At 53.3% G+C, this 25,779-nt stretch carries 23 protein-coding genes; 12 read left to right on the forward strand and 11 right to left on the reverse strand.

The features are described from left to right. The first annotated feature begins 188 nt into the window (after positions 1-188). From A3850_RS14850 to A3850_RS14865, 4 genes are all read left to right on the forward strand, one after another. Complete coding sequence (locus tag A3850_RS14850; protein WP_082921840.1) at positions 189-3,287, forward strand: TonB-dependent receptor; 3,099 nt, start codon at positions 189-191, stop codon at positions 3,285-3,287. 34 nt (positions 3,288-3,321) lie between these two features. Beyond that, positions 3,322-4,785 (forward strand): RagB/SusD family nutrient uptake outer membrane protein, encoded by a 1,464-nt coding sequence (locus tag A3850_RS14855; RefSeq protein ID WP_068218119.1) that lies wholly within the window; start codon positions 3,322-3,324, stop codon positions 4,783-4,785. A 135-nt stretch (positions 4,786-4,920) separates the two neighbouring features. After that, positions 4,921-6,018: a hypothetical protein gene (locus A3850_RS14860; RefSeq protein ID WP_068218121.1), complete on the forward strand. Its 1,098-nt coding sequence runs from the start codon at positions 4,921-4,923 to the stop codon at positions 6,016-6,018. Positions 6,019-6,144: 126 nt separating this feature from the next. Further along, the gene (locus A3850_RS14865; RefSeq protein ID WP_068218122.1) at positions 6,145-8,589 is read left to right on the forward strand and encodes a T9SS type A sorting domain-containing protein; all 2,445 of its coding nucleotides are present in this window, start codon (positions 6,145-6,147) and stop codon (positions 8,587-8,589) included. Between the two features lie 150 nt (positions 8,590-8,739). On the opposite strand, the gene A3850_RS14870 is transcribed toward A3850_RS14865, so the two are convergent. Continuing rightward, positions 8,740-9,204 (reverse strand): hypothetical protein, encoded by a 465-nt coding sequence (locus tag A3850_RS14870; protein ID WP_068218125.1) that lies wholly within the window; start codon positions 9,202-9,204, stop codon positions 8,740-8,742. A gap of 163 nt (positions 9,205-9,367) precedes the next feature. On the opposite strand from A3850_RS14870, the gene A3850_RS14875 reads away from it, so the two are divergent. Beyond that, a complete protein-coding gene (locus A3850_RS14875) occupies positions 9,368-10,294 on the forward strand; it encodes a DUF58 domain-containing protein (RefSeq protein WP_068218127.1) in 927 nt (308 codons plus the stop codon). A 35-nt stretch (positions 10,295-10,329) separates the two neighbouring features. After that, positions 10,330-10,614, forward strand: a complete 285-nt coding sequence (locus tag A3850_RS14880; RefSeq protein WP_068218130.1) for a TIGR03643 family protein — start codon at positions 10,330-10,332, stop codon at positions 10,612-10,614. 50 nt (positions 10,615-10,664) lie between these two features. Here A3850_RS14880 and A3850_RS14885 read toward each other — a convergent pair whose 3' ends face one another. From A3850_RS14885 to A3850_RS14900, 4 genes are all read right to left on the reverse strand, one after another. Beyond that, positions 10,665-11,534, reverse strand: a complete 870-nt coding sequence (locus tag A3850_RS14885) for a homogentisate phytyltransferase (RefSeq protein ID WP_068218133.1) — start codon at positions 11,532-11,534, stop codon at positions 10,665-10,667. Further along, entirely contained in the window at positions 11,531-12,382 is an 852-nt protein-coding gene (locus A3850_RS14890) for a methyltransferase domain-containing protein (protein ID WP_197494070.1), read from the reverse strand. The genes A3850_RS14885 and A3850_RS14890 overlap by 4 nt, the downstream gene beginning before the upstream one ends. Before the next feature lie 89 nt (positions 12,383-12,471). Beyond that, positions 12,472-13,401 (reverse strand): methyltransferase domain-containing protein, encoded by a 930-nt coding sequence (locus tag A3850_RS14895; protein WP_082921841.1) that lies wholly within the window; start codon positions 13,399-13,401, stop codon positions 12,472-12,474. Positions 13,402-13,551: 150 nt separating this feature from the next. After that, the gene (locus A3850_RS14900) at positions 13,552-14,448 is read right to left on the reverse strand and encodes an OmpA family protein (protein ID WP_068219837.1); all 897 of its coding nucleotides are present in this window, start codon (positions 14,446-14,448) and stop codon (positions 13,552-13,554) included. A gap of 286 nt (positions 14,449-14,734) precedes the next feature. On the opposite strand from A3850_RS14900, the gene accD reads away from it, so the two are divergent. From accD to A3850_RS14915, 3 genes are all read left to right on the forward strand, one after another. After that, complete coding sequence (gene accD / locus A3850_RS14905) at positions 14,735-15,592, forward strand: acetyl-CoA carboxylase, carboxyltransferase subunit beta (RefSeq protein ID WP_068218140.1); 858 nt, start codon at positions 14,735-14,737, stop codon at positions 15,590-15,592. Next, positions 15,585-16,592, forward strand: coding sequence for a hypothetical protein (locus tag A3850_RS14910; RefSeq protein WP_068218143.1), 1,008 nt, complete (start codon positions 15,585-15,587; stop codon positions 16,590-16,592). Before accD ends, A3850_RS14910 begins: the two co-directional genes overlap by 8 nt. A 90-nt stretch (positions 16,593-16,682) precedes the next feature. Beyond that, positions 16,683-17,264 (forward strand): FKBP-type peptidyl-prolyl cis-trans isomerase, encoded by a 582-nt coding sequence (locus A3850_RS14915; RefSeq protein WP_068219840.1) that lies wholly within the window; start codon positions 16,683-16,685, stop codon positions 17,262-17,264. A 73-nt stretch (positions 17,265-17,337) separates the two neighbouring features. On the opposite strand, the gene A3850_RS14920 is transcribed toward A3850_RS14915, so the two are convergent. Continuing rightward, positions 17,338-17,523: a hypothetical protein gene (locus A3850_RS14920; protein WP_068218146.1), complete on the reverse strand. Its 186-nt coding sequence runs from the start codon at positions 17,521-17,523 to the stop codon at positions 17,338-17,340. A gap of 150 nt (positions 17,524-17,673) precedes the next feature. On the opposite strand from A3850_RS14920, the gene A3850_RS14925 reads away from it, so the two are divergent. Then, positions 17,674-18,339: a YggS family pyridoxal phosphate-dependent enzyme gene (locus tag A3850_RS14925; RefSeq protein WP_068218149.1), complete on the forward strand. Its 666-nt coding sequence runs from the start codon at positions 17,674-17,676 to the stop codon at positions 18,337-18,339. 26 nt (positions 18,340-18,365) lie between these two features. Here A3850_RS14925 and xseA read toward each other — a convergent pair whose 3' ends face one another. After that, entirely contained in the window at positions 18,366-19,628 is a 1,263-nt protein-coding gene (gene xseA / locus A3850_RS14930; RefSeq protein WP_068218152.1) for an exodeoxyribonuclease VII large subunit, read from the reverse strand. A gap of 349 nt (positions 19,629-19,977) precedes the next feature. Between xseA and A3850_RS14935 the strand changes: the two genes are divergently transcribed. Continuing rightward, complete coding sequence (locus A3850_RS14935) at positions 19,978-20,598, forward strand: hypothetical protein (RefSeq protein ID WP_068218155.1); 621 nt, start codon at positions 19,978-19,980, stop codon at positions 20,596-20,598. 60 nt (positions 20,599-20,658) lie between these two features. Continuing rightward, complete coding sequence (locus A3850_RS14940) at positions 20,659-22,506, forward strand: glycosyltransferase family 39 protein (RefSeq protein ID WP_068218158.1); 1,848 nt, start codon at positions 20,659-20,661, stop codon at positions 22,504-22,506. An 87-nt stretch (positions 22,507-22,593) separates the two neighbouring features. Here A3850_RS14940 and A3850_RS14945 read toward each other — a convergent pair whose 3' ends face one another. The 4 genes from A3850_RS14945 to A3850_RS14960 form a co-directional block, all read right to left on the reverse strand. Beyond that, complete coding sequence (locus tag A3850_RS14945; RefSeq protein WP_157501243.1) at positions 22,594-23,211, reverse strand: hypothetical protein; 618 nt, start codon at positions 23,209-23,211, stop codon at positions 22,594-22,596. A 68-nt stretch (positions 23,212-23,279) separates the two neighbouring features. Continuing rightward, entirely contained in the window at positions 23,280-24,701 is a 1,422-nt protein-coding gene (locus tag A3850_RS14950) for an ABC transporter ATP-binding protein (RefSeq protein WP_068218164.1), read from the reverse strand. 124 nt (positions 24,702-24,825) lie between these two features. After that, positions 24,826-25,302, reverse strand: a complete 477-nt coding sequence (locus A3850_RS14955) for a type I restriction enzyme HsdR N-terminal domain-containing protein (RefSeq protein ID WP_068218166.1) — start codon at positions 25,300-25,302, stop codon at positions 24,826-24,828. Next, positions 25,235-25,774 (reverse strand): ACP phosphodiesterase, encoded by a 540-nt coding sequence (locus A3850_RS14960; RefSeq protein ID WP_157501246.1) that lies wholly within the window; start codon positions 25,772-25,774, stop codon positions 25,235-25,237. The genes A3850_RS14955 and A3850_RS14960 overlap by 68 nt, the downstream gene beginning before the upstream one ends. Between the last annotated feature and the right edge of the window lie 5 nt (positions 25,775-25,779).

Consider the following 25,779-nt stretch of genomic DNA (forward strand, 5'->3'; position numbering starts at 1 on the left):
TCGATTGCGCGTCGAGGGAGGGCAAGTAATACCCAAATGAGGGGTGGATAAGCACGGAAATAAATTGAATCGTGTCGCGCAAATGGCAGCGTTTAGAAGGGTTTCAACGTATCATTGTCACACTCCCTAGTATCAATCTAGGTCGGTAATATCACCTTGATGTGTCGAGTTAGATTAGTTTGAAGATCATGTATAAAGACTTGTTTTCACTGAGCAGCTTGCTGCTGACCACCACCTTGTTTTTGAGTTCTCCCGCTGCCATTTTTGCTGCTAGCGGGTCTGACTCTGCAACAATTGTCCCCGTCCGTACCGTGACGGGAACGGTCACTGATGAAGAGACCGGAGAGCCCCTCATTGGCGTAAACATCATCGTGCAGGGCACCAGTACTGGTACGGTAACGGACTTTGACGGTAACTACAGCCTTTCCGCCGAAGCGGACGACGTGCTCGTATTCAGTTACCTATCCTACCTAACCAAAGAACTTAAGGTGGGCAACCGCGCCGTGATGAACGTGGAGCTTGCCCCCAATAGCAGCCAGCTTGATGAAGTGGTAGTTATCGGTTACGGTACGGCCAAGCGCTCCGACGTAACGGGCTCACTTTCAAGTATTGGTGAGGAAGAGCTACGGGAACTTCCGGTTCAGGGTTTGGATCAAGCCATTCAGGGCCGAGCGGCAGGTGTTCAGGTGACGCAAAACTCAGGTGCCCCCGGTGGCGCCGTATCCATTCGTATTCGTGGTATTGGTTCTACGCTGACGGCGGAACCGCTGTACGTGATTGACGGTGTACCCGTAGTAAATGACAATAGCGTTAGCCGCTCACAGTACGATGGTGTTGAAGGCAGTGTACAGGCGTCCAATACGCTCAATACCATCAACCCAAACGATATTGAATCCATCGAAATCCTCAAGGACGCCTCCGCTACGGCTATTTACGGAGCTCGGGGCGCGAATGGTGTTGTATTGATTACGACTAAGCGCGGAAAAGCCGGTAAGAGCAAAATCTCCTTTGAGTCTTACATCGGCCGCCAAACCCTGGCTACAAAGGTTCCCGTTTTAGACTTGCGCCAGTACGCTGAATACTACACGCGCATTGGGTACGAAGACATTGAAGAATTTCAGGACCTGGAGCTACTCGGCAGAGGTACCGATTGGCAGGACGAGATCTTCAACCCCGCCTACAACCGCAATGCGCAGCTGACGCTGAGCGGCGGTAGCGAAAGAACGCAGTTTGCCGTATCTGGTGGCTTTACCCGCACGGATGGCATCGTTATTGGCTCCGCCTTCGACCGCTTTAGTGGAAAGATCAACCTGGATCATCAAATCAACGATAAAGTCCGGGTGGGTAATTCTCTGCTGGTAAGCCGGACTACGGAGAACATCAGTTTCAACGATAACAGCCGTGGTGTCGTCTTTTCGGCACTCACTTTTGCCCCGGCTGCTCCGGTACGGAATGCCGACGGTAGCTTCGCAGGCCCGCAGGAGGAAATTCAGTTGTTGTTCCAGAACCCGGTTTCCCGGGCACTCGAGACGGAGGACATCAACCGGAAAACCCGCTTGCTCGCTAACTTCTACCTCGAGGCGGACCTGTTCCCCTGGTTAAAGTACCGGACCGAAGCGGGTACAGACCTCCTATTTGCCAGCCAGAGCACCTTCCTGCCTGCCTTTAGCCGGGGGATCGTTTCTCAGCGTTCCAGCTTGCGTTTGGGGGAGAACAAGAACCGCTTTTGGATCAACAAGCACCTGCTGACCTTTGACAAGCAACTGAACGAGAACAACCGCATCACCGTACTCGCCGGCTTCGAGGCACAGGAAGGTGGCTACGAATTCAGTTCCGCCAGCCGACTGGACTTACCGAACAACGAAAATATCGCCCTGAACCTGGGTAATGCCGCCGTTCAGGATAACAACGGTGGCGCGGGTGACTTCGCCCTCGTTTCCTACTTCGGCCGCGCTAATTACTCCTTCAGCGACCGTTACCAGGTCACGGCCACTTTGCGGACGGATGGCTCCAGCCGTTTTGGACCAAACAATCGCTACGGTGTATTCCCTTCCGCCGCCTTTGCCTGGCGGGTAAGCAACGAATCCTTCCTGGCTAACTGGGAAAAGCTGGACAACCTTAAGGTCCGGATCGGTTACGGTGGTACGGGCAACCAGGAAATTGGTTTCTACAGCTACCAGAGTACGGTGGGCCAGTACACCGCCGTACAGGGAGACCAAATTACGGGTGCCTTTACACTAAATAACATCGCTAACCCGAACGTGAAGTGGGAAAGCAGCGTGCAAACCAACCTGGGTATCGACATCGGACTCTTCAACAACCGTCTGGAGATCATTGCAGATGTATACAGCCGCAAGGCCGAAGACAATCTGCTACCCGCCCTGCTGCCGGGTACGACTGGCGGACTTTCCGCACCCTTCGTAAACGTTGGAGAAATCCTTAACCAAGGATTTGAACTGACTATCAATACGCAAAACACCACCGGTGCCCTCGATTGGAGCACATCGTTCAACTTCACCCGCAGTACTAATGAAGTAAAGAACCTGGGTGATAACGGTAGCCTGGTAGCCAGCGTAGAAGGCATCCCAGTGACGCGGACTGTTGTTGGTCGCCCCATATCTCAGTTCTACGGGTACGTGCGGGAAGGCATTTTCCAAAGCGTAGCGGAGGTAGCAGAGGCCCCATTCCAAAGCGCCGATACGCGCGCGGGTGATATCAAATTTGCGGACCTGAATGACGATGGTGTCATTGATGCAGCGGACCAAACCTTCATTGGCAACCCGCTACCCGACTTTACGGCAAACATCAACAACCGCCTCTCCTACAAGGGTTTTGACATGAACTTCCTGTTCCAAGGAGTCTTCGGTAATGACCTACTTAATCTCGTCCGTCGCCGGACGGATCGGTTTGAAGGATTTGGTAACCAGTCGATCCGCGCGCTGGAGGTCTGGACGCCGACAAATCCGTCTACTACGGAACCACGGTCGGCCTTCTTCGACCCAAATAACAACACTCGCATCTCCACGCGTTTTATTGAGGATGGAACGTTCGTCCGCCTCAAAAACATCTCCTTAGGATACACCTTCCCTCAGCTGCTACTGAAGAAAATGAAGATGGAAAACCTCCGGGTATACCTGTCCGGCCAGAACCTGGTCACGTGGACGGAATACTCCGGTTACGACCCCGAGGTAGGCTCATTCAACCAGAACCCGCTCATTAACGGAGTGGATAATGGTCGTTACCCCTTAGCTCGTTCGGTCACTTTCGGTCTGAATGCGAATTTCTAGCAGTACCTTATTTGTGCATTTACAATAAATCATCATGCTTAAGAAAACACTTTTACTTACAGGCTTAGCCTTTTCCGTCTTCAGTTGCGGGGAAGAGTTTCTTGACCGCCAGCCCATCGATACGGTCGCAGAAGATAACTTCTTCCAAAACCAGAAGGAGGTCGATTTAGCGACACTGGCCATCTACACTGCCCTTCAATCTCAGGGTTACTACGGTGAGGCCTGGTCGGTAGAAGAGCTTCCCAGCGATGATGCCCGCCGGGCGGGAGGTGACGCAATCGACAACTTCGCGACCAACGCCAATAACGGTAATATTGCTTCATACTGGAACGCACATTACCGGGCAATTACGCTGGCGAACATCGTCATCAATAAAGCTCCTGAAGCGACTATGACCGACGAGGAGCGTGCCGCACTCATTGCGGAAGCTCGCTTCCTTCGGGGCATCTCCTACTTCAACCTTGTAAGGGTTTACGGTGGCGTACCGATCATTACCGAAATCCCCAAGATTGAGGATGACCTACTGCCTTCGCGGAATTCCGTCGACGAGGTATACGCATTTATTAAAGCGGATCTCGAACCCGGCACGACGGATCTTCCCATTTCTACCGAGAATAGCCGCGCCACCATCGGTGCAGCCAAAATGTACCTGGCCTACGTGCACCTCACCCTTGGTGAGCATGAGGAAGCTAGCGCCCTGGCTAAAGACATTATTGACTCCGGTGTCTACTCTCTGCTAGAAGACTACGGCGATCTTTGGGACCCCAATATCTCCGATAACAACGCGGAGTCCATATTCGAGATTCAGTACGCTGGCTGTCGCAACTGGGGGACGGGTAACATGCGTCAGGCATTCTTTGCTCCCTTTGGCCAGGACATCACCCGAGCTGGTGATGGTTGGGGTGTAGTGCTTCCCACTACTCCACAGACGGGCGCTTCCGGTACTACCTCGCAGGATATTTGGGAGGACGGTGACCTTCGCCGTTACTGGACGCTCATGGAAGCGGGCAACGAATACAAAGACATCAACCCCGGTGAAGGTTACATCTACCCAGATAATGGTGCCGGTGGATCTGGTGCCAACATCAAAAAGTACGTCATCGGCGGCGGCCCGGATGTTTGCTTTATGAGTACTCCCCAGAATGCCAGCCTGATGCGGCTTTCCGATGCCTACCTCGTATACGCTGAGGCCGAAGCCAACAAAACCGGTGGAGTTTCTCTCGACCCGCAGGTGCTGGAAGTATTCAATGCTATTCGCATCCGCGCTGGATTAGAGCCACTGGAGGTTATTACGTTAGAAGACATTGATCTTGAGCGCCGCCGCGAATATATGTTTGAAGGCAAGCGCTGGTTCGACATCAAGCGTAAGGGTGATGAAGCTGCCGTTTCGCTCATGCGTTTGGCCGGTAAGACCCTCACCGTCGAGAAATTGGTGCAACCACTTCCCGCGAACGAACTGGAGCTCAACCCGAATCTGACGCAGAACCCGGGTTACTAATTATCAAATAGACGTCACCCACTACGTCGGCATTAGGCGGACGTAGTGGGCCACAAACTCTTGCGTTTCCTATACTAGACTTACACATTCATGCAACTACGGCATACCCTTCTATTAGCTTTCTTGCTTCCTATCGTGTTCTCCATAACGTCCTGTGACAACACGCCGGAGCCGGAATTCATTTCCGTGGAACCAGAATTCGGTTCTGAGGAGGAGTTAATTGTCCTCAAAGGCAATAACATTGGAGAGATTCGTGAGCTGTTGTTCAACGGCACGCCGATTGCCTTCAATACGGCTTATAACTCCGACGTCGCCCTACTCTTTCGTGTTCCCGTCGGGACGCCACTGGGAGAGACTACGGTGACGGTGCGTACGGATGGTGGGTCCTTCACCTTCCCATTCCTGGTATCCGAGTTACCTCCCGGCATTCAGTCCTTTAGCCCCAGAAGTGCGGACCCGGGTGATACCCTCACGATCCTCGGTGAAAACTTCTTTGCTCCACCGTTGAAAGTGTGGTTCCGTACGGGTGAGCCACCCATGGATGAAATGGAACGCCGTGACAGTATTGAGGGAGAGATCCTTTTTGCCGCGGAGGATAGCATGGTGGTAATCGTCCCGGAAGGTGTCGTATCTGGCTTTCTCGTGGTACAAGCAAACGGTGGCAACTTTGAATCGAACGTTGCATTCCGCACATTTACCCGTCGCCTCATCACTGACTTTGATGGCAATGGCTTCATTCCAACCACCACCGACCTCCGTTTGAAAGGGTCAACTGACCAACGGGCGGGTACGGTAGCGCTAATTAAAAACTCTTTCCCCTCCCCCATTGACGGAAATTTCCTTCAGTTGTCAGGCGTAAAAGAGGCTGGAGGATTCGTCGGCAGCGCGGAATCACTGATTACCGCTGAATCCGACTCCATTGGAATTACCTCCACCGTGACTAACACTTTTGTGGAAATAGACGTCAATAGTAACGGGCGCCGCGATACCTGGTTAGGCATTAGTTTCAAGGAGCTCGCTGGTAACCCCGGTGACTTTACGTTTGCCATCAGGCTCAATGATCCGGGGTGGACAACGCGCCAGATCCCGCTAGTGAATTTCAAGAACTTTAACGGCAATGTTGTAGACCCCGGTAAGATTGTTGCTTACAAGGTCCAACTTTTGGATAGTGACGATACCGGCGCCCGCGTCGAGATCAACGTGGACAACCTCAAGCTAGTAGAGCAACAGTAGCGCCGTTGCAGCTCATTTGGATCAAAATTCATTCCATGTGAGCTACCAATATCGAATCAATTAAGGTCCCACTTCGGGGGCACCTTCAACCTTTATACTTTAATCGCTTTTTAAAACTCAAGTAGCATGCAAAAACTCTTACTCATTTGCCTCGCCCTCTGCTTTTCGGCAGGAATGGTGGCGCAACCAATCTACGTCGATCAGTTCGACGACGGTGTCGTATCCGATGCCATGAACACCAACTTCGCCATTGCGGAGGCTAACAATGAAACAACCATCACCGGTCTGGGTACCAACGGCGCTTTCGCCGGTGTTTACTTTGACTTTGGTGGCCAGTTTGACATCACTGAATCCCCAAGCCTTTTTGTTCGCGCAAAGGCCAGTGAAGATGGAACGCCATTACGTTTCGACCTCGTCGATGGTGACGGCACCTTCAGTAACATGCAGCCCATCACGGTTGAGGTGACTACGGACTACGTTGTTTACGAATTCGACTTCTCCACCGTGAGCAATCCGGATGTAGACCTGTCCACCATTCAGGCTACGTTCATGTACCCGGACCCAACGTTCCCAGGTTTCACCGCTGTAGTAGCACTGGACTTCATCGCTCTCGGTGAGGCGCCTTTCGTAGCTCCTATGTCCGACATTTACCAGGACTTGATGGACAGCGACTCTTCCGCGGCCAACTTTGGCTTCGTTCCCGATCCCTTTACCGTTAGCCGTACGGCGGATGAGAATGGTGAATTGACGCACGTTTCCATCAGTGGTGACGGTACTTCCGGTGAATTCCAGCCATTAGCCTACCAGATCCGCCCCGCTCCCGATTACCTGCTGACGCCGGTGGACATGACGGACGAGCCTTCGATCTTCATCAAAGCTCGTGCAGCAACCGCAGGTACGGTCTTCCGGGTTGACATTCAGGACATTGATAACCTGAGCTCCAACCTCCAGGCGGTCCGTTTCGAATTGGCGGATACTTTCCGCGTATTCGAGTATTCTTTTGAAGAAGCCAACGCTATCGCATTCCCAGGTACTGCGTGTACGGAAGAGAATCTTCCCTGTGCGCTTGACCGTGAGAACATTAAAGAACTGCTGATCTACATCGATCCGGGCACCGGTGCCTTTGCCGGCCAGATTGACATTGACTACATTAGCTTCGGTGTTTCTCTTGACCCACCAGAGCCCGCGGCCCCTCAGATCTACGTTGATGATTTTGACAACGACCGCGTGGACTTTACCGGCCCGACGGAAGGATTCGAAGTATCTGAGTCTGGTGGCTCACTGAACATCGCCGGTAACGGTACCTCTTCACAGTTCGGTACGATCTCTTACGACTTCAACGACCCAAGTGATGACCAGGATACGGCCCGCGTTGCTCGTCTGCTTGACTTCACGGAAGCACAGAACAAGCTCTTCATCCGTGCCCGTACGGACGGTGCACCGCAAACCCTACGTATTGACGTAGCGGATACGACTGGATTGTCATCCTCCAACAACACGACGATCGTCAAGACGATCTCCAGCGAGTGGCGTACTTACGAGTACAACTTCAGCGGCAACTACACTGACTTCGGTTACGGTGGTGCTGAGGGTTGTTCCCCTGACACCCCTTGCCCCGTTGATGCTACGGCCATTAAGAGCATCTTCATGTACGTCCGCCCCGGTGTAGGTATGTTCGAAGGTAACATTGAAATTGACTACATCTCCATCGGCCAACCCATCGAAGGGCGTGACGTGGAAAGCGCTGTAGGTATCGTCAACTTTAGCGATACGCTGGCTAATGCAGCCGGTGCGTTTGAAGTACGTGGTAGCGGCCTTGCTGCAGCTGTGGACAACGACATCCTGACCATTACTGGTGACGGAACAGCTACTCCATTCCAGCAGGTTCGCTTGAACCTTCAGGATGCCGACGGTGGCGCCGCTAAGGCTGACCTTGTCGGTTCCAGCAACACACTGTTTGTTCGCGCTCGCGTACGCAACCTGGCCGAAGGCGATGAAGGTGTTGATATCCGCATCGATATGGCGGACGAAGCAGGCTTTGAATCTACCAACGCCGGCTCCGAGCAAACCATCATGGGTGAGGAGTTCGCTAACTACCGCTTTACTTACGGTGGCGCCAGCTTCGAAGATGGGGGATACGGTGGTACTGCCTGCTCCATGGGCCCTTGCCCAGTGGACGGTCAGCGCATCACGGCGATCGTAATGTACCCGGATGATGGTGAAGGCCTCTTCTCCGGTGACATCGACATCGAATGGATCAGCTTCGGTCAGGAGATCATGGAATCTACCACTGCTGTCCGTGACTTCGCCCAGCTGGATATGCTCCGTTTCTTCCCGAACCCTGCTACTGATCAGCTCGGTGTAGAGTTTAACCTGCCTACGGCAAGTGACGTACACGTATCCATCTTTGACGGCCTCGGCCGCCGGGTGATCAACCGTGATCTGGGTGTTCGCCAAGGAGGTAACAACTTCCAGGCACTTGACGTCAGCGACCTCGCCGTTGGTACTTACCACGTACAGATGGTCGTAAACGGTCAGGCGGCTCGCGCAGTTACTATCCTGAAGCGGTAGTACTTACTGATGCCATCGCATTAGCTTCGAGCTATTGTACCGGTAAATGAAATGCTCCATTCCTTGCGGGATGGAGCATTTCTATTTTGGGATACTTCGAAAGCTGAATTGCGCATTGCCTCTTACAGCGTCAGCAGAATCAAGCAACCGCTACGCTTCCAGCACAACTTTATCGAAAGGGTTCAAACCAACGCCCGTTACCTGGGCTTCAGCCTCGATGCGGAACTCGGAGGAAGCGTTGCGGGTTTTCTTAGCGACCCAGGCTAGCCCCTTAAAGAGTGGGTTGCGACGTCCAAATTCTTCCACCGGCGAACTGATCCGGACGAAGGGGAGCACAAAATCCACATCAACGGGTACGCCGCCGCCCGGGACCTCTACCTTCCTGCGAATTACTTCTTCGCCGAGTTGGTATTCGTCTACCAACACGTCTTCGTCGCGGCCGCGGGAGTACTTTTCAATGAGCGCCAGTTTGAATGCCGTTACGGTTTGGCTGTGTTTACTCGTCAGCCGAATCGTTCCCGACACCCTACCCTGCTCGGGGCTGAATTCAGGTGGGACGATGAGCTCCAGCTTTACGCCTTCGATGCCCAGCCATTGTTTTACTTTACCAATCATAGCTTCAAGTTAGTACCGCAACCGAAAGAGTGGGCGTTACGTATAGACAAACGTGGGAAAGTCCTCGACGGTTGGTTACCTTGCCCGCCCGGCGGCGACCACTTATTCTCGCCAATTTCATTGCACCCGCGGCAGCGCCCTTGTTCACCCCAAATATTACTGGATGGATCTCATCACGAACGACCAGGTTAGAGACTTAGGAAATTTTGAATTGTTGGCCAGGCAGGTCGTCGAGGGTTTCATCATTGGGCTGCATAAAAGCCCCTTTCACGGGTTTAGCGTAGAGTTCGCCGAGCACCGCATCTACAACCAGGGGGAACCGATGAAGAACGTAGACTGGAAGGTGTATGCACGAACGGATAAGATGTACACCAAGCGCTACGAGGAGGAGACGAACCTGCGGTGCCAGATAGTGATCGATACCAGCTCCTCCATGTACTTCCCCGAAGTGACGCAAACCAGTGAGGACTACATCAACAAGATCCGCTTCAGTGCCCTGGCCGCCGCGAGCTTAATGAATTTATTGAAGAAGCAGCGAGATGCGTTTGGACTCAGCACCTTCGACGAAACGGTGGACATCCACACCCGGCCAAAGTCCAGCACGACCCATTACCGGCTCCTGTTGACTTACCTGCAGAATATCATTGATAACCCTACCCGCGACGTGAACACGGCTACCGCCGATGCGCTCCACCAGATTGCGGAAAGTATCCACCGCCGTTCACTGGTCATCATCTTCAGTGATATGTTTGACGACGGCGAACGTGAAGCGGATCTGTTTGCGGCGCTACAGCACTTGAAACACGCCAAGCACGAAGTGGTGCTTTTCCATACCGTCGACAAGAAAAAGGAGATTGATTTTGAATTTGAAAACCGGCCCTACGAATTCATCGACATGGAAAGCGGCGAGCGCGTTAAGCTGCAGCCCAATCAGGTCAAAGAATATTACGTAGAACAAGTCGTCGCGTACAAAGAGCGACTGCGCATGAAGTGCCTCCAGTACGATATTGACTACGTCGAGGCAGACATCAACGCTGGCTTCCGTCCGGTACTACAGCAGTACCTGGTGAAGCGCAACCGCATGAATTAGGCTTCAACAATTCTCCCCGCAGCCGTTATAGTGGTATGCAAGAAGAATTAACCGATAGGGATATCGACCGGGTGATTGAAATGGCCTGGGAAGACCGCACGCCATTTGCCGCCATTGAATTTCAATTCGGCCTCACCGAAGCGGAAGTCATCAAACTCATGAAGCGCGAACTGAAGCTGAACAGCTGGAAGCGCTGGCGGGCACGCGTTCAAGGCCGTGCCACCAAACATCGGTCTCTGCGGACAACGGGTGTAGAACGCTTCAAGAGCAAAGCGCAGAAACAGATCACCTACAATAAGATCAGTAAGAAAAAGTACTAGTAAGTCATTTTGGCGCTGACGCAGGTGCCAAGTGAAAGGGTAAAAATAGGTTACCCAAACACTGCGAACACCAGGTAGATTCCAAAGAATACCACCCAAGTGCCCTGGTAGAAACGAGCGATGGAAGCCTGATCGGTGAGATCCAAACTACGGGTATTCACCCCAAAACCGACGAGTAAAATGATCAATCCTCCGCCCAGATAATACTGATGTTGGGCCAACGCATACGCACCCGCTACCAGCAATGTGAAAGATAGCAAGATGGCACCCGCCCGGTAAACCCAGTCCTTAGAACGGATGAGGGATAAGGTGCGGATACCATGGGCATCGTCGCCTTCCGTATCCGGCAAGTCTTTGTACCAGGCGATGATGACGCCAAAAACAAAAATTACCGCCGTCAACAACCAGATCGTTGGGGGGATTGGAGGAACGCTTGCGGCTTCGCCCAGATACTTAGCGTAGTGCAAGTACAGGATCAAATTAACAATGAGCCCCCGCACGACGATAATGCAGAAGGCAGCCCAAAAGTGAAAGCGTTTTAGCCGAATAGGATCGGCACTGTAAGCCGTACCGAGCGCGATGCTAGACAGTACGGTGAGCGGTAGATACGGTGGGTACCACAAGGACCCAATCACCGCCAGAACACCACAAACGCCGACAATCCACCTACCCTGCGCGATGGTGTAGGCACCGCTGGCTAGCGGTAGATAGGGTTTGTTGATCCGATCAATCTCAACGTCCGTGAGTTGGTTCAGGCCCGTGATGTATACGTTGGCGGCAAGACATACGAACAAGGACCATGCGAACATCCCCCAATCATGTATACCGTACTGTCTGGTTGCAATCAGGTAGACGGCCAGTAAGGACAGCGTTGTACCAATCAAAGTGTGTGCCCGGCCAAACCTGAGGAAAGTGATCATCCGGCGGGCTTTGTTGCGCGGACCATTCCGTAGGCAATCGCTCCAGAAGTGAAGCCCTGACGCATGTACCGCATTGCCCAGGCGCCCTTGATGGTGGACATACCTGCTTTAATCAGCCCCGGCCAATTCCTGGGGTCTAATCCGCTTTCAATGACCGCTCCCCAAAACGGCTCTACGGCTTTGGACCAATCGTCGGTGGCGACGTTGCTGAATCCGGATAGCTTTGCCGCCTTTCCTAAAGTTGAAATGGCCACCATCGGAGGCAGGTGATACAGCTTGCAGATGTTGCCCAGGATTTTCTGTTCCTTGCCAGATAATGCCGGTGGTTCTTCCCGGTGGCACCAGGTTGCCATCAGGAGTTGCCCACCAGGGCGGAGGAGGGAATAAAAGAGATCCATCAGCCCTTGCTTATCCGCCATGTGCTCGGCGGATTCCATGCTCCAGATGATGTCAAAGGTGCCAACATCCTCGGGTGAAAGGGTAAACAGATCTTGCGCTTTAATGGTGAGGCGGTCGCTTAAGCCAGCCTCTCGGTTGTACCGTTGCCCGTTGTTGGCCTGGACGGGGCTGAGCGTCACGCCCAATCCGACGGCGTCAGGGAAACGCTGCGCCAGGTAGCGGCTGCTTCCACCGACCCCGCATCCGGCGTCGAGGAAACGACTGACTTTGATCGGGCACTGGCCCCACTCCAACAAAGCCTCGATCATGTCGACTTGCGCTTGCTGGTGGTCCACCTCACGATTACCGTCCGGGCCGTAGTAACCGTGGTGCATCTGCTCACCCCAGGTATTTAACCAAAGCGGCGTGGAAGCATCGTAGAAGTCTTTGATCTTCTGATTAAGTTGCATGCGCATATATTTCACATCCAGCCAGGAGGAGTGGGTAAAGTGGAAAGCTGGTCAAACTATTCGGGTATAATTGCCTGGATGGTGCCACCCTATTTTCTACCGAAAGCTTTGTGGAGCATCCACGCACCAATAGCTACGCCCAGACCTACAAGTACTACTTTCTGATGATCGTTCAGTGGTTCCGGTTCGGCATCAATCCCCCGCAGCGGTGCAGTGACTGATGCTAAAAGGGCCATTGGAATGAAGATGAATCCCGCGGCCGATCCAGCCAGGACCCTTCCGGCCAGGAGTAGTCCACGACCAAGGGAGTAGCCTTCGGGCGATGCATCCACCAGGCTCTGTTCGGGAGCCACGGAGCGGTAGGTGGAGGGGGATGGTCCAGCGGCTGGCTTCTGGCCAATGATGGCGATGCCGTAGCGTTCGTTCTCCTGCCAGTGCGGCGCTACGTAGGTGTACTGGACGTTCTTGAAGCCCGCCTCCCGGTAGTACTCGTGGTAATCCTCTTCCGGTGGAAAGAGCATCCATGTATTCGCTGCGAACTTACTGATGGGATTGACCGGCTCGATAGGGCCAATCAGCAGCGCCCAGCCACCGGGTTTAATAACACGGTAAGATTCGTTGACGCCCAGTTGTGGATCTGGCCAGTATTCAATCGATCCGGCGGAAACGTAGCGGTCAAAAGTATCGTCGGGGAAGGGGATGTTCTCGGCATCGCCCTCGTACCAGGAGCAGCCCGCTAGCTCGCGTTTAGCCTTGGCGTGCGCCATTTGGTGGGGGCTTTGATCCACACACGTGACGTTTCGGGCGGGGACGCGTTGCACAATGCCTTCGGTGGTAAATCCGGTTCCGGATCCCACGTCGATCACCTTTAGGTCTTCGGCATCATCCCAGTAACCGATATCGAGCGCCTTTTCGCGCATTCTTTCCGTCCAGAAAAGTGGGTTAACGAGTTTGTCGTAGAAAACGGAGAGGTAGCGGTAAAACCAATAGGCTTCGCGCTTGTGTTGCATCAGTCTCATGGGAAGTGGGGTTTTGGCACCAAACGGTGGGGTTGCTGGCAAAATAGAGAAAGCCCGGGAGATATTCGCCAATCGCTGGTGCGGCGGCCAATATTTCCCGGGCTTATTTTGGATGACCGCAGTGTTCGCGGCTATCGGGCAGGTACTTCGTTATTCGGGGACCTTCGCGGGGTCCAGCAAATCGTAGAACTCGTTCAGTTTTGGCAACAGGATGATTCGCGTGCGGCGGTTCGTCGCTTTGCCCTGGGGCGTGTCGTTGCTGGCCAGGGTGTTGTACTGTCCGCGGCCGGCGGCGATCAGGCGATTGGGGTCGATGTTGTAGTTCTGTTGCAGGGCTTTCACTACTGCGGTAGAGCGGAGAACGGAGAGATCCCAGTTGTCCTTCACACAGGCGGAGTTGATGGGGTCATTGTCCGTGTAGCCTTCCACCATAAGCTCAAGGTTGGGACGGCTTTTAGCGATGGTGGCGATCTTCTGCAACACTTCACCGGCGCGGTCGGTAATCTCGTAGCTACCGGACTTGTAAAGCATCTTATCGGAAAGGTTGATGTAGACCACCGTTTTGTCGACGCGGATGTTGACGTCGTCGTCCTCGATACCGTCCTTAAGTACGTTCTTCAGGTTGATGGCCAGGGCGAGGTTAATCGAGTCAGCCTTGGACTTGGCGTTTTGGAGGAGACGGATGTAGCGGTCTTTACCTTCCAGTTGCTTGAGGGTATTACCAATATTCTGGTTCGCTCCCTGGCTGAGGACGGTTAGGTCGCCCACTTGCTGTACGCTATTGTCGCGCTGCTGCTTGAGGTCGGTGATCTGCTCTTCACGGATACGAACCTGGGTCTCCGCGTTATTAACCTGGCCCTGGAGGGCAGTTTCACGGCGTTCACATTCGGCGAGGCGTTCGGCGTAGCGATTGAGTTCCAAATCCCGCTTGGAGATTTCTTCCTGCTGGGCATCCAGCTTAGCTTGGACGGATTCAAATTGTTTTTTGCTGACGCAGCTGGAAAGCGTGATCAAGGACATCAAGCCCAAAAAGAGTAATTTTTGCATGTTTAGTAGTTGGTTAATGAATGCAAGTACCATTACGCGTGATACCGTAATGACAATGTTAAACAGCGCCTAAGGTAGCGTGTTCGGTCCGTCGCCACCACATATAAGGGCGGATTGATCCCAAAAAATCCTGGATGTGTCCACAATCTTCGCGCTACCCTATGTCTTGTCCCAATTACCCGGCACCCGCGGCAGCGCATGAAATGGATAAGTGGGATTCAACCCGGCGCCGATACGGGCAAAAGGGGGGATAAAGTGTATCTTCGCGCCAATCTAAATAGCGCACATGGGATGGTTTAAACGCCTTACGAGTGGAATCCAAACAACGACCAGGAACAAGAAAGATACCCCTCAAGGTCTTTGGTATAAGTGCCCCCGCTGCACCGAAACGGTGACAACCAAGGACTTACGCGAAAATCAGTACAAGTGCCCCAACTGCCAGTACCACGAGCGGATTGGATCGGAGGAATACTTTGAGGTGATCTTTGACGGGCAGTATGAGGAGTACCAGGCGGACATGAAGGCCGTCGATATCCTGAAATTCAAAGACCTGAAAACCTACGACTCCCGCCTCGAGGCAGCAAAGAAGAAAACGGGTTTGATCGATGCAATTCGGGTAGCCCGGGGCAAGATCAACCGTCGCCAATTGGTAGTTGCCTGTATGGATTTCAGTTTCATCGGTGGCTCCATGGGTAGTGTCGTGGGTGAGAAGATTGCCTTCGCCATCGACGAAGCGCGGACGAGCCGTACGCCCCTACTTATCATTAGCAAATCCGGTGGCGCGCGGATGATGGAGGCTGCCTTCAGCCTCATGCAGATGGCTAAAACGAGCGTCAAACTCAGTCAGTTGGCTAAGGAAGGCGTCCCCTACTTCAGCCTGATGACGGACCCAACCACTGGTGGTGTAACCGCTAGCTACGCCATGCTGGGGGACATCAATTTTGCCGAGCCGGAAGCACTGATCGCATTTGCCGGCCCGCGAGTGGTCAAGGAAACCATCAAAAAAGAATTACCCGCTGGCTTTCAGACCTCTGAATTCTTGCTGGAACACGGCTTCCTCGACTTCATCATTGACCGGTCCGAACTGAAAGATCGGCTGAGCGACCTGCTTCACCTGTTTGAATCCGCCGAAAAGAATGCCTAAACGCCTGGCCGGTATCTTCCTCTGCCTGCTGTTGGCCAATGTATTCAACTACGCCCTGGGCGAATGGCTGGAAGCCCACTTACCCAACTGGGAAGAGCGCGTTGATTCGACTGACGGATCGACCTTGACCACCGCTCAGTACTACCAAGCGCTGGAAGTAGACATCGACCTCGATGAGGCGCGTATCAGTCTGTTGCGTTTTTACGCATATCTCGACGATGGCGGCCGCGATAATTACCTCGCCTGGTACGAGAGTAGGACCGACTTTGCGGAGGAACCAATGTTGCAAAACGCGCTCGCGCAGGTGGCGGCGGTAAACACCGTCAAGTATCTTGCTCTTTTACTGTTGATCACCACCGGTATCTTGCTGTACGGCAAGGGATTACGCAGTCAGTCTTGGGTAACTCCAGTAATCTACCTTGCGCTATTTTCCGTTACGGCGGCGCTATTTGGGGGCTTGCAGGCGCCGGTATTTTGGGGCGTTTGCACGGCTAGTTACGTCGTGTATTTCCTTAGTCTGTTGGTGTTCACGCCCATCTACCGTACAGAATGGACCGAAACGATGCGCCCAATTTTGACTACCCTGGTCTTCCTACTCGCCGTGATGGCGTGGCGGGGACAAGAACTGGTAGATTACTGGTTTTGGACGAGTCCGCTTTTCCGTCTGGCGTTCGTCTTCACCTTGCTACTGTCCAACTACTTCCATTTCGTCCGGCTGGACGCTGCCTTTAAGGCCGCCAGATTGCGCACGGTTACGGCGCGCTTATTTGCTTACGGAATTCCCCTCGGGTTAACTTTTTCGGCGGTGGGTCTGACTCTCGGTTTGCTGGGCGCTGACGCAGGTGCCGGCATTGGGATAATGAACCAGGAACTAGCCCTACTGACAGGAGAATTTGTTGAAAGTTTCAACCCCAACGCTTCCTTTACGTTGTTCTTCGCTGGTACGACGGTGCTAATTCTATCCGGAATCGGCTACTCCGTACAACGAATTGCTCAATGAGCTAGAGCCAACCAAATGAAACAACTTTTTACGGGCATCTTGCTGTGCCTACTCACGGGTAATGTGATTGCCCAAAACTCCCCTCTCAACATGGATTCAGTATCCTACGCACTCGGTGTGGTCCTCTCCAAGAACTTATCCGGCCAAGGATTCACCGACGTGAACGCCGACGAATTTGCCAAAGGTTTCTCCGAAGGGCTCGCCAACACCGCCGCCATTTCACCGGACCAAGCTAACAAGATCATCCAAAATTTCATGCAGGCCAAGCAGGAAGAGGAGAGCAAAGAACTCCGCAAAGATGGCGAAGACTTCCTCGCAGAGAACGCTAAGCGCCCCGAAGTAAAGGTCACCGAATCCGGTCTACAATACGAAGTATTAAAAGAAGGTACCGGCGCCAGCCCATCGGCTACCGAAACCGTGGAGGTACACTACCACGGCACCCTGATCGACGGAACGGTATTCGACAGCTCCGTAGACCGCGGACAAACCATCAGCTTTGGTCTCAATCAGGTCATCCCTGGCTGGACGGAAGGTGTACAGTTGATGAAGGAAGGCGCGAAGTACCGTTTCTTCATTCCTTACAACCTGGCCTACGGTGCCCGGGGCTCCGCTCCCAAGATCCCACCCTACGCTGCTTTGATCTTCGACGTAGAGTTGTTCGAGGTTAAGTAAACACAAGACATCCGCAATAAAAAAGCCCGGTGACCATTGGCCACCGGGCTTTTCTGTTCGAAGCGCGAAATGTTTACGCTGCGGCTACCGGGGCCTGAGGAAGCGCTACTTCGCCCTGGTGAATCCATTCCAACAGGACTTGATCCAGCGCCCCGGTGAAGTAAGCAGTGGTGGCGATAAGGGTGATCATAATCAGTGCCGTCATCAGCTTGGCGTTGCGACGGTGGCGGCGAGCATTCTTTTCGATCAGGTAAGTCATTGTTTGATTGTTTCTAAGTGTGTGTATACGTTGTGTAATAGTATCGTCGAGAGCGTGTTTTCTTACCCTCTCTCAACTATTTCAAAGAACGGAAGTATTGCCACATAAAATTGTGTGCTAATTCTTAAAACCTGGCAAAAAACTCTTAAAATGCTAAATGTCGAAATGTACCAAGCCGTAAAAGCGGAAGTTGAGTCAGCCAACGCCACCTTAGTCGCCGTCACCAAGCGTCAACCACTAGAGGTAATTCAGGCGCTGTACGACCTGGGTCAACGAGACTTCGGAGAGAACCGCGTTCCAGAACTTGTGGAAAAGCACGCTGCCTTACCCAAGGACATCCGCTGGCATTTCATTGGCCACCTGCAGCGGAATAAGGTGAAAGCGATCGCTCCTTTCATCCACCTAATTCATAGTGGAGACAGTGCCCGGCTGATCCTCGAGATTGCCAAGGAGGCGCGGAAAAATGACCGTACCATTTCGGTGCTTTTGCAGTTCCACATTGCACAGGAAGCCTCTAAATACGGACTCTCCCCTACCCAACCTGCGGCAATTTTACGTGAGCTTAAACTTGATGAGCTCTCCGGCAAGGTCAATCTCGTAGGAGTAATGGGTATGGCGACCTACACGGAACTCGATGAGGATATTGCGGAAGAATTTGCGCTACTACGAGAGACCTTTGAAACTCTAAAGGAAACAACTTCCTTAGGCGAAATCGCTGCGTTTAAAGAAATTAGCATGGGAATGTCCGGCGACTACCAGATTGCGTTGCAACAAGGGTCCACGATGGTTCGTGTTGGATCCCTCCTGTACCAATAGGCTTTCACAATGAGGCGGTGATGCTATCACTCACTAATTCCGCCAGTGGCCTGTACAGTAAGTTGGGCGCGCCCATCCTTAAATCTTGCCTCTACGGAGCCCGCTTTAAGTTCAGCGGTTGAGGTGACCAATTTACCGTCCTGGGTAAGCATGCTGTACCCACGGGCCAGCGTGGTCTCGGGCCGGAGGGCGGTGAGGAGGCTTTCCAGGCTGGTGAGTTTGGTCTCCTCTCGGTCGAGTATGATCGTCGGTAGTCGATCCAATTGCTCGCGAGCGCGCTGTAGCCGCTGCCCTTCCGTTTGTAGGCTGGCCTTCGCGGTGTGCTTGAGCATGAGTTGTAATCTTTCCAACTTCGGTTGCTCGCGGTATAGTAGCTGCCGGGTGAGGTGGCCGATCTCTCGACCAATCCTAACTAGGTGAGACTCCGCACGGACCAAGCGCTCGATGAGAAATACCGCGGTGGCCGTCGGCGTCTTCAGGCTCGTATGGACGACGGCGTCCAACACTACCATATCGGTTTCGTGTCCGATGCCGGAAAGAACGGGCAGGTTGTAGTCCGCCACGGCGCGGGCCAGGTCTTCATCGTCGAATGCCGCCAAATCAGTTTTGCCCCCGCCGCCGCGGATGATAATCACCGCATCGAAGGTTTCCGGCCACTGTCGGATTTGCTTAAGGCGTGAAATGATCTCCGGTGCCGTGCGGTTGCCCTGCATGGCGGCCGTGAAGAGCCGTAGATCAAACTGGTACCCGTAGGGGTTGGCGGCGATCTGAGCCTTGAAATCCGCCAGGCCGGCCGCCGTTTCGCTGGAGATGATCGCCAATTTAAAGGGCGTTGCGGATAGGCTTATCCCCCGATTCTTGCTGAGCAATCCTTCCGCCTTCAGCCTCTCCAGGGTCAGTTGGCGGCGGCGCTCCAGTTCACCAATGGTGTGGCTGGGGTCGATGTCCTCGACTACGAGGCGCAGACCGTAGCGTTGGTGAAAGCTGGTGGACACCTTTAGGCGCACGGAAGTACCGTCCTGCAACAGGTCCCGCATGATGCGGATGCCGTATTTGCGTTGGAGGGATGACAAACTACTCTTCCAGACTACCGCACTGAGACTCGCGTTGACAGCGTCGGAAGCTTCTTCTTTCTCCACCAGGGTAAGCCAACAGTTACCCCGGCTGTCATTAGCCTGACCAATCTCGGCGCTGACCCAAACTGCCTGCTGAAAATTCAGCGCGAAGACACGTTGGATGAAGTTGGCCAATTCGCCGAGCCGGTAAGTCTTGATTGGGGGTGCAGCCATGGTTGGCCAAAGGTGCAGCAAAAAAATGAGAGCTCAACGTAAGCGTTGAGCCCTCTTAGAAAAACACCTAAAACCCATATTCATATCATGAAGAAATCTTACCGTCGTTCTGTGAACCCATCTAAGGGTTGTTCGCTTCAGAAGACGACCATTTGACGGCCGGATCTCTTGCAGGTCACAGCTCAAAGTGTTAGAAATTTCCTAAGGAAAATTTTGAGCTGAAATTGTCTCGTTGAGTCGCAAATTTAGCTGCCCACCGTTAAACCACCCAATATTAATTAGGAAAATCCTTGTAGCAACTTGGATTATATTTTACGAAGTCTAATTAACGCCATCTGATAAGCCGCCCATGCAGGAATCAACTAGTGAACTATGGAACCTTGCCTGGCAACTCCTGCAACGAGGCAGCGCCGATAAAAAGCACCGCTTCAGCACGGCTACGATCTCTACGGATCACAGTTACACTTTACCTGACGGCATACGGGTCAGCGCTCCGCGATCCCGCACGGTCGTGTTGCGCAAAGTAGATCGTACTGCTGGAGTACTTACGGCGTATACTGACCACCGCAGTTTCAAGGTAGATGACCTCCGGCAAAGAAGCCCTTACCTTAGCTGGTGCTTTTGGGACCCACGCAGTAGTGTGCAGGTAACGGCGCTGGGTGAGGTAACTATACTGGATGGTCCCATTGCTCGACAGCGATACCTGTCACTTCCCAAGCACAGCCGCAAAGCATACGCTACCCGGTCCGCTCCCGGACGGATAATCACCGACACACCAGACGACTTACCGAAGGACTGGGACAAGCTTTCGCAGGAGGAGACGAATTATGCCGCCGAGAATTTTGTCATTTTGGAATGTAGGCTGCTCACCGTCGACGTCCTACAACTCGGCCGCAACGGCCACCAGCGACTCCGGGCTCAGTGTATTCCCGGGGACGATAATTGGCGGCTGGAGGCCATAGTGCCTTAAGGCAATTCAACAATGCCATGCCGGGCCGTCGCTTATCTTTGCTGATCCCAATACCTGAAATTGACGCACTCCCGCCTGCTCCTTCTTTTTATCGCCGGTTTCTTGGTTACCGGCAACCTGGTGATCGACCGGTGGGAGAACACCTTGTACCACGGTGATTCTTGTTTCTACTACATGCACGTAGTCAGCGCTTTCGTGCACGGAGACGTCGGTGATTACGATAAGACGATCACAACGCTGCGGGAAGTCAACCCATCAAGTGCAGACCCGCGGGAGGATATCTACGGTGTTCGCCTGACGGAGAAGGGCCGCCGCTACATCAAGTACACCGTTGGCGTGCCGGTACTCGAAACGCCGTTCTTCGCCCTCGGCCACCTGTATGCCAGTGTTTCCCCCAAATACGAGGCCAATGGCTGGACGCGGCCCTACGTACTAGCCGTTGGCTTTTCCATCATCGCCTACGTCACTTTGGCCTTTTGGCTGCTGATCGGTTTATTGAAACGGTACTTCGACAACCGCACGGTGACGATCGTTTGCGTAGCACTGGTCGCCGCGACAAATTTGTTTTACCACACGAACTACGTGACGATGTCACACGGGTTCCTCTTTTTCCTGCACACATGGCTGCTCTACGCAACGGTCAAGTTCTGGGACAAGCCATCGCTCTGGCGTGCCAGCTTACTCGGCGTGATCGTCGGTTTGATTGCGCTGACGCGGGTGCCAGAGATCGTCGCCGCCCTCGTACCCGTGGTATGGGGCGTGAGCAGCTGGGAGACCGCCAAAAAAAGACTGGACTTCATCTTGAAGAATGTGAAGTTGGCCATCCCCGCCATCATTGGATTCGGGACAGTTTTCTCCCTCCAGATTGCCTATTGGTACTACGTAAGCGGACACTTCATTTTCAATCCTTACCAAGGGGAAGGATTCAACTTTTTGAAGCCCAGAGTCTGGCAGGCCTTTTTCGCGTTCGACAATGGCTGGCTGATCTATACGCCAATCATGGCCTTCGCCCTGGTAGGGCTCTTTTACCTGCGCCGGTACGCGAAGGGCTGGTTACTCCCCATCCTCTCCTTCGTCGTGTTACAGTGTTGGATCCACTACAGCTACTACGTATACAACTACTTCCCCAGCCTGGGGCAGCGACCGATGGTAGAGACCTACCCTTACCTGGCCTTCCCGCTGGCGGCAGCCTTTGCGGTTCTGCTGGGTTCCCGACGGTGGAAGTGGGTACCCGTGACTGCTCTCGTCCTGTTTGGTGCCCTCAATCTATTCCAGACCTGGCAATCGCGGGAGGGCTACATTTGGTCGGAACGGCACAACCAGGCATTTTACTTCGCCAGCTTCGGTAAGCTCAGCAACAGTATGAACGGGCTCCGGGCCTATCACACGAATAGCTTGCAGCCAAACGAGAGCAAACTCAGGCTGATTCAGCGTGTGGACAGCACTTCATTTGAAAATAGAAACGAGCTAGGCGATCTAGTGAGTGACTACTACGCCAGGACCGGCGATTACGCCTACCATTCCCCCAGTGAATTTTTTAACCTGACGGAGCGGCTTCCCTTAAGTGGAGATATGGCTGGTGATTACTTTCGAGTGGGCCTCCACGGTTACCTGGAGAATAAGTTTGCCTACCCCAACCGGGACAACCTCTGTACGCTCGTGGCGGAAGTTCGTGATGGTAATGATGAGCTATTATTCTCCCGCCGCGTCCCCATCTCCGTGTTCGTGGGGAACGAGGATGGCAATATTTGGAACACCGGCCAACCGCAAGTTTGGGGGGAAGCTTCCTTCTACGTCCACCTCCCCCGCACCATCGATCCTGGCACCTACCTGAAGACCTACATCCATAATTGGCCGAAGCAAGAGATTTGGCTAGATGACTATTCGTTGGAGCATTACCGGAAATAGGGCCAGGAATTACCCACTCTACTTGTCTGACGTAACCATTATCTGCTACAACTACCAACGATCCGTGGGGTGGTATACCGGTCTACGCTAGTTGGACTTCCAAACTTCGTACCAGCGTTTATCGCCCTTGTTCTTCTCACGTTGCTTTTTGCGTTTAGCCTTGTCCTTATCGCGGCGATTGCGGTTGCGTTCCCGCTGGTTGGCGCGTTGCTTTTTCTTGGGCCACACATCGTTGCGCTTAGCTAAAACGTAGCGCACACTTACTGCTGTTTGCGTATCCAGGATTCTATCGCCGCCACGGACGTTGATAGCAGGCTTAAAGTCGTAGCTCACGTTGACTCTTGCGAAGGTGATCTCCGCCCCAATGATGCCATCGATACCGAAGGGCCGCTTGGCGAGCTCCCCGTCCTTGTTCAACTCGTCCGTCCAACCGGTGTGGACGCCAGCACCGTAGAAGAGGTTTACCCGGCGGGATAGGATGTTTTGGTGCTGCTTTCCCAACAGCGTCAGGTTACCCTGGTTCTTGAGGAGGCTGGATTGAATGATCCCTTCCAGCACGAAATTCTTATGGATTTGGGGCAAACGTAGCTGAGCCGTCACGCCAATATCCGTACCAACCCGTAGGCCTAAGCCAACATCATAGGATTGGGCGTCAAGTTGACTATTCAAAAGAAAGGGAACTAACAGCAGGAGGTATCTGATCATGGAGCAGAAACGGCAGGCGGGAAGCATTTGTGTTAAGGGGCAGCCTATTTTTATTCTCCTTAAGGCTGTTAATCTAGTGGGTCACTAATATCTAAACGACCGTGCTGCAACAGGAGCACCCGATCCGCAAACTGATGCGCCATCTCCACATCGTGGGTGATCATCAGTAGCGCCATTTTGTTTTCTCGGGCCAGGCGGTGGTACAGTTGTAAGATGTCCGCTTTCACAGCTGAGTCCAGCGCAGATACCGTTTCATCCGCGATCAAGACCGTTGGCTTGGTGGCTAAAGCAAGACAAATTGCTACCCGTTGTCGCTGCCCGCCACTCAATTGATGAGGAAGGGACCTTGCTACAAGGCTAGGGTCTAGGTCCACTTGGCATAAAAGGGCGGCAGAGTCGGGTTGGTGTTCTGCCCAGCGATTTCGATTGGATCTGAGTACTTCCTGAATGGCAAACTCAACCGAGTGGCGAGGATTCAAACTCAAGCCAGGGGATTGACTGATCAGGCTTGTTCTACCATCAAAAACATTGATCACACCGTGCGTGGGCTGTAATTCACCCATCAGTAATTTTGCTAAGGTTGACTTCCCTACCCCGCTTTTACCGATCAGGGCGACAATTTCACCCGTCCTTATTGATAGATTGATTTCGTTGAGTAACCATTGATCTGGTGACTTCCCTCCTTGCTTATGAGCTGCGGCATAGTCAAATTGTAGATCCTGGACGCTAAGCGCAATTGCGTCAGCAGCCAATTGTATCCTTGACGAATGGTTTTGAGCTATGGTCGCCTCACCACTTGTCACGTCGGGCATCGAAACAATGCGTTGCGTATACCGACGAAGCAGCCTCACGTCGTGCGTAATTAGCAGAAGCGCAGATTTTTTAGTGACAACCAATTGGCGTAACAGATCGAGAAGCGCCGTTTCATTTTCGTCATCCAGTGCGGTGGTTGGTTCGTCCGCTACGATCAGTTGGGGCTCGCCGGCGATGGCCATGGCGATGACGATTCGTTGTAGCTGGCCACCACTCAACTGGTGGGGGTACGACCTCAGTATTCGATCCTGGTCGTTCAGCAACTGTACTTCCGTTAGCGCTGCTTTTAAGGCAATCTCTAAATTCTGCGTACTGCTTTTTGCCACGGCAGTGAGTGCTTCCTCAAGTTGCTGGCCGATCGTCAAGGTGGGGTTCAGTGCCAGGCTTGGGTCCTGCCAGATCATTCCAACTTCACGCTGGCGATAATTTTTGAGCGCCTTCTGGCTGATGGTTGTCACGCCTAACCTCTGATCTGTTTTGGTCCAGAACGACGTCGACTCAGCGCTCCAGCTAGCCGAAATTGGCAAGGTTCGCGTGATTGTCTTTGCCACGAGTGATTTTCCGCTACCGCTCGGACCGGAAAGCCCCACTATTTCTCCGGGTTTGATCTCCAGGTTGAAGCCAGATAGTACCTCCCTCTCATCCCCAAAGGAGATCGACAGATCGGTTATTTTCAAAAGTGGCTGTGGAGGTTCGATACCGTAAAATTAGCCCAATTATCCCGTTACACCGCACCTGCGGCAGCGCCCTAGCTTGCTGAATAGCGTTCGAGAGTTGCGCGCAAGGATAGATGCAAGCCACCTAGATCCACTCCGGTACGCGATCCAGAAAAGCGTAGTCTTTGGCTGCGTAATCGATCTCGGCGATCACGTTTTTTCTGCCGTTGGAGATCATGAGGTAGGGCACTTGGAGCGCGCCATTGTAATTGGCCGCCTGCCGGAAAGTGTCCGTGGATAATTTCACCCCGGGCGCCTTGCATTCGATGAGTAAAAAGGGGCGCATATCGCGATCAAAAACCAGGATGTCGGTACGGCGGGCGCCGTCGTTGATGGTGATTCCCCGTTCCACGGTGATGCGGTTACGGTTGTATTTCATATCGCCAATGAGGAAATGCAATAGCAGTTGGCGCACGAATTCCTCGGGTTGCAGGACGTACCATTTCTTACGGATCATGCCAAACACCAGGCGGTTATTGCCTTCCTCCTTGACGTTAAGCTGGGGGGCGAAGCGGGTCAGTTTCAGGTCCAGAAAGATCGGTTGTTTGGGGTCGGTAGCCATCGGCGAGGGTTTGCAGATCGGGAAACAAGCTGATGAAGGCCTGGTTGAATTCGGCGTGGTGATCCACGAGCAAGGTGTCAACGCCGTCGAGTAATTCCGGCTGACTCAGTCGCTTTTTCAGGCGCCTGAAGACGTCATTCATGCCGGCGACCGTGCCGTACATCCGCAGCCATTTGCCTTCGACCATGCCAGTGGCAAATCGAGCCGCCTTCTCTGGCATCAGCGGGCGCTGCCGCAGGATGCGATGGTAAGTGGTCGTGCAAAAGGTTGCAAAAGGCTCCGGGCCAAAGTCCTGCCAGTGAAGGAATAGGAAGTGGTCAAAGCCAATATCGGTAAGTACGGAAGCGTAGCGCCCGTGTCGCTTGGCAATCAGTGCATTAAGCGCTTTGACTTGTGGATGTTGATCGGTTAGCAAATCAATGGCGCGGTGCATCTCCACCCCTCTTCTGATGCCCGGCGGTAAGGCAGCCACTTCTT

Origin of the sequence: Lewinella sp. 4G2, from assembly GCF_001625015.1 — a bacterium.
In the GTDB taxonomy this organism is placed as follows: Bacteria; Bacteroidota; Bacteroidia; order Chitinophagales; family Saprospiraceae; genus Neolewinella.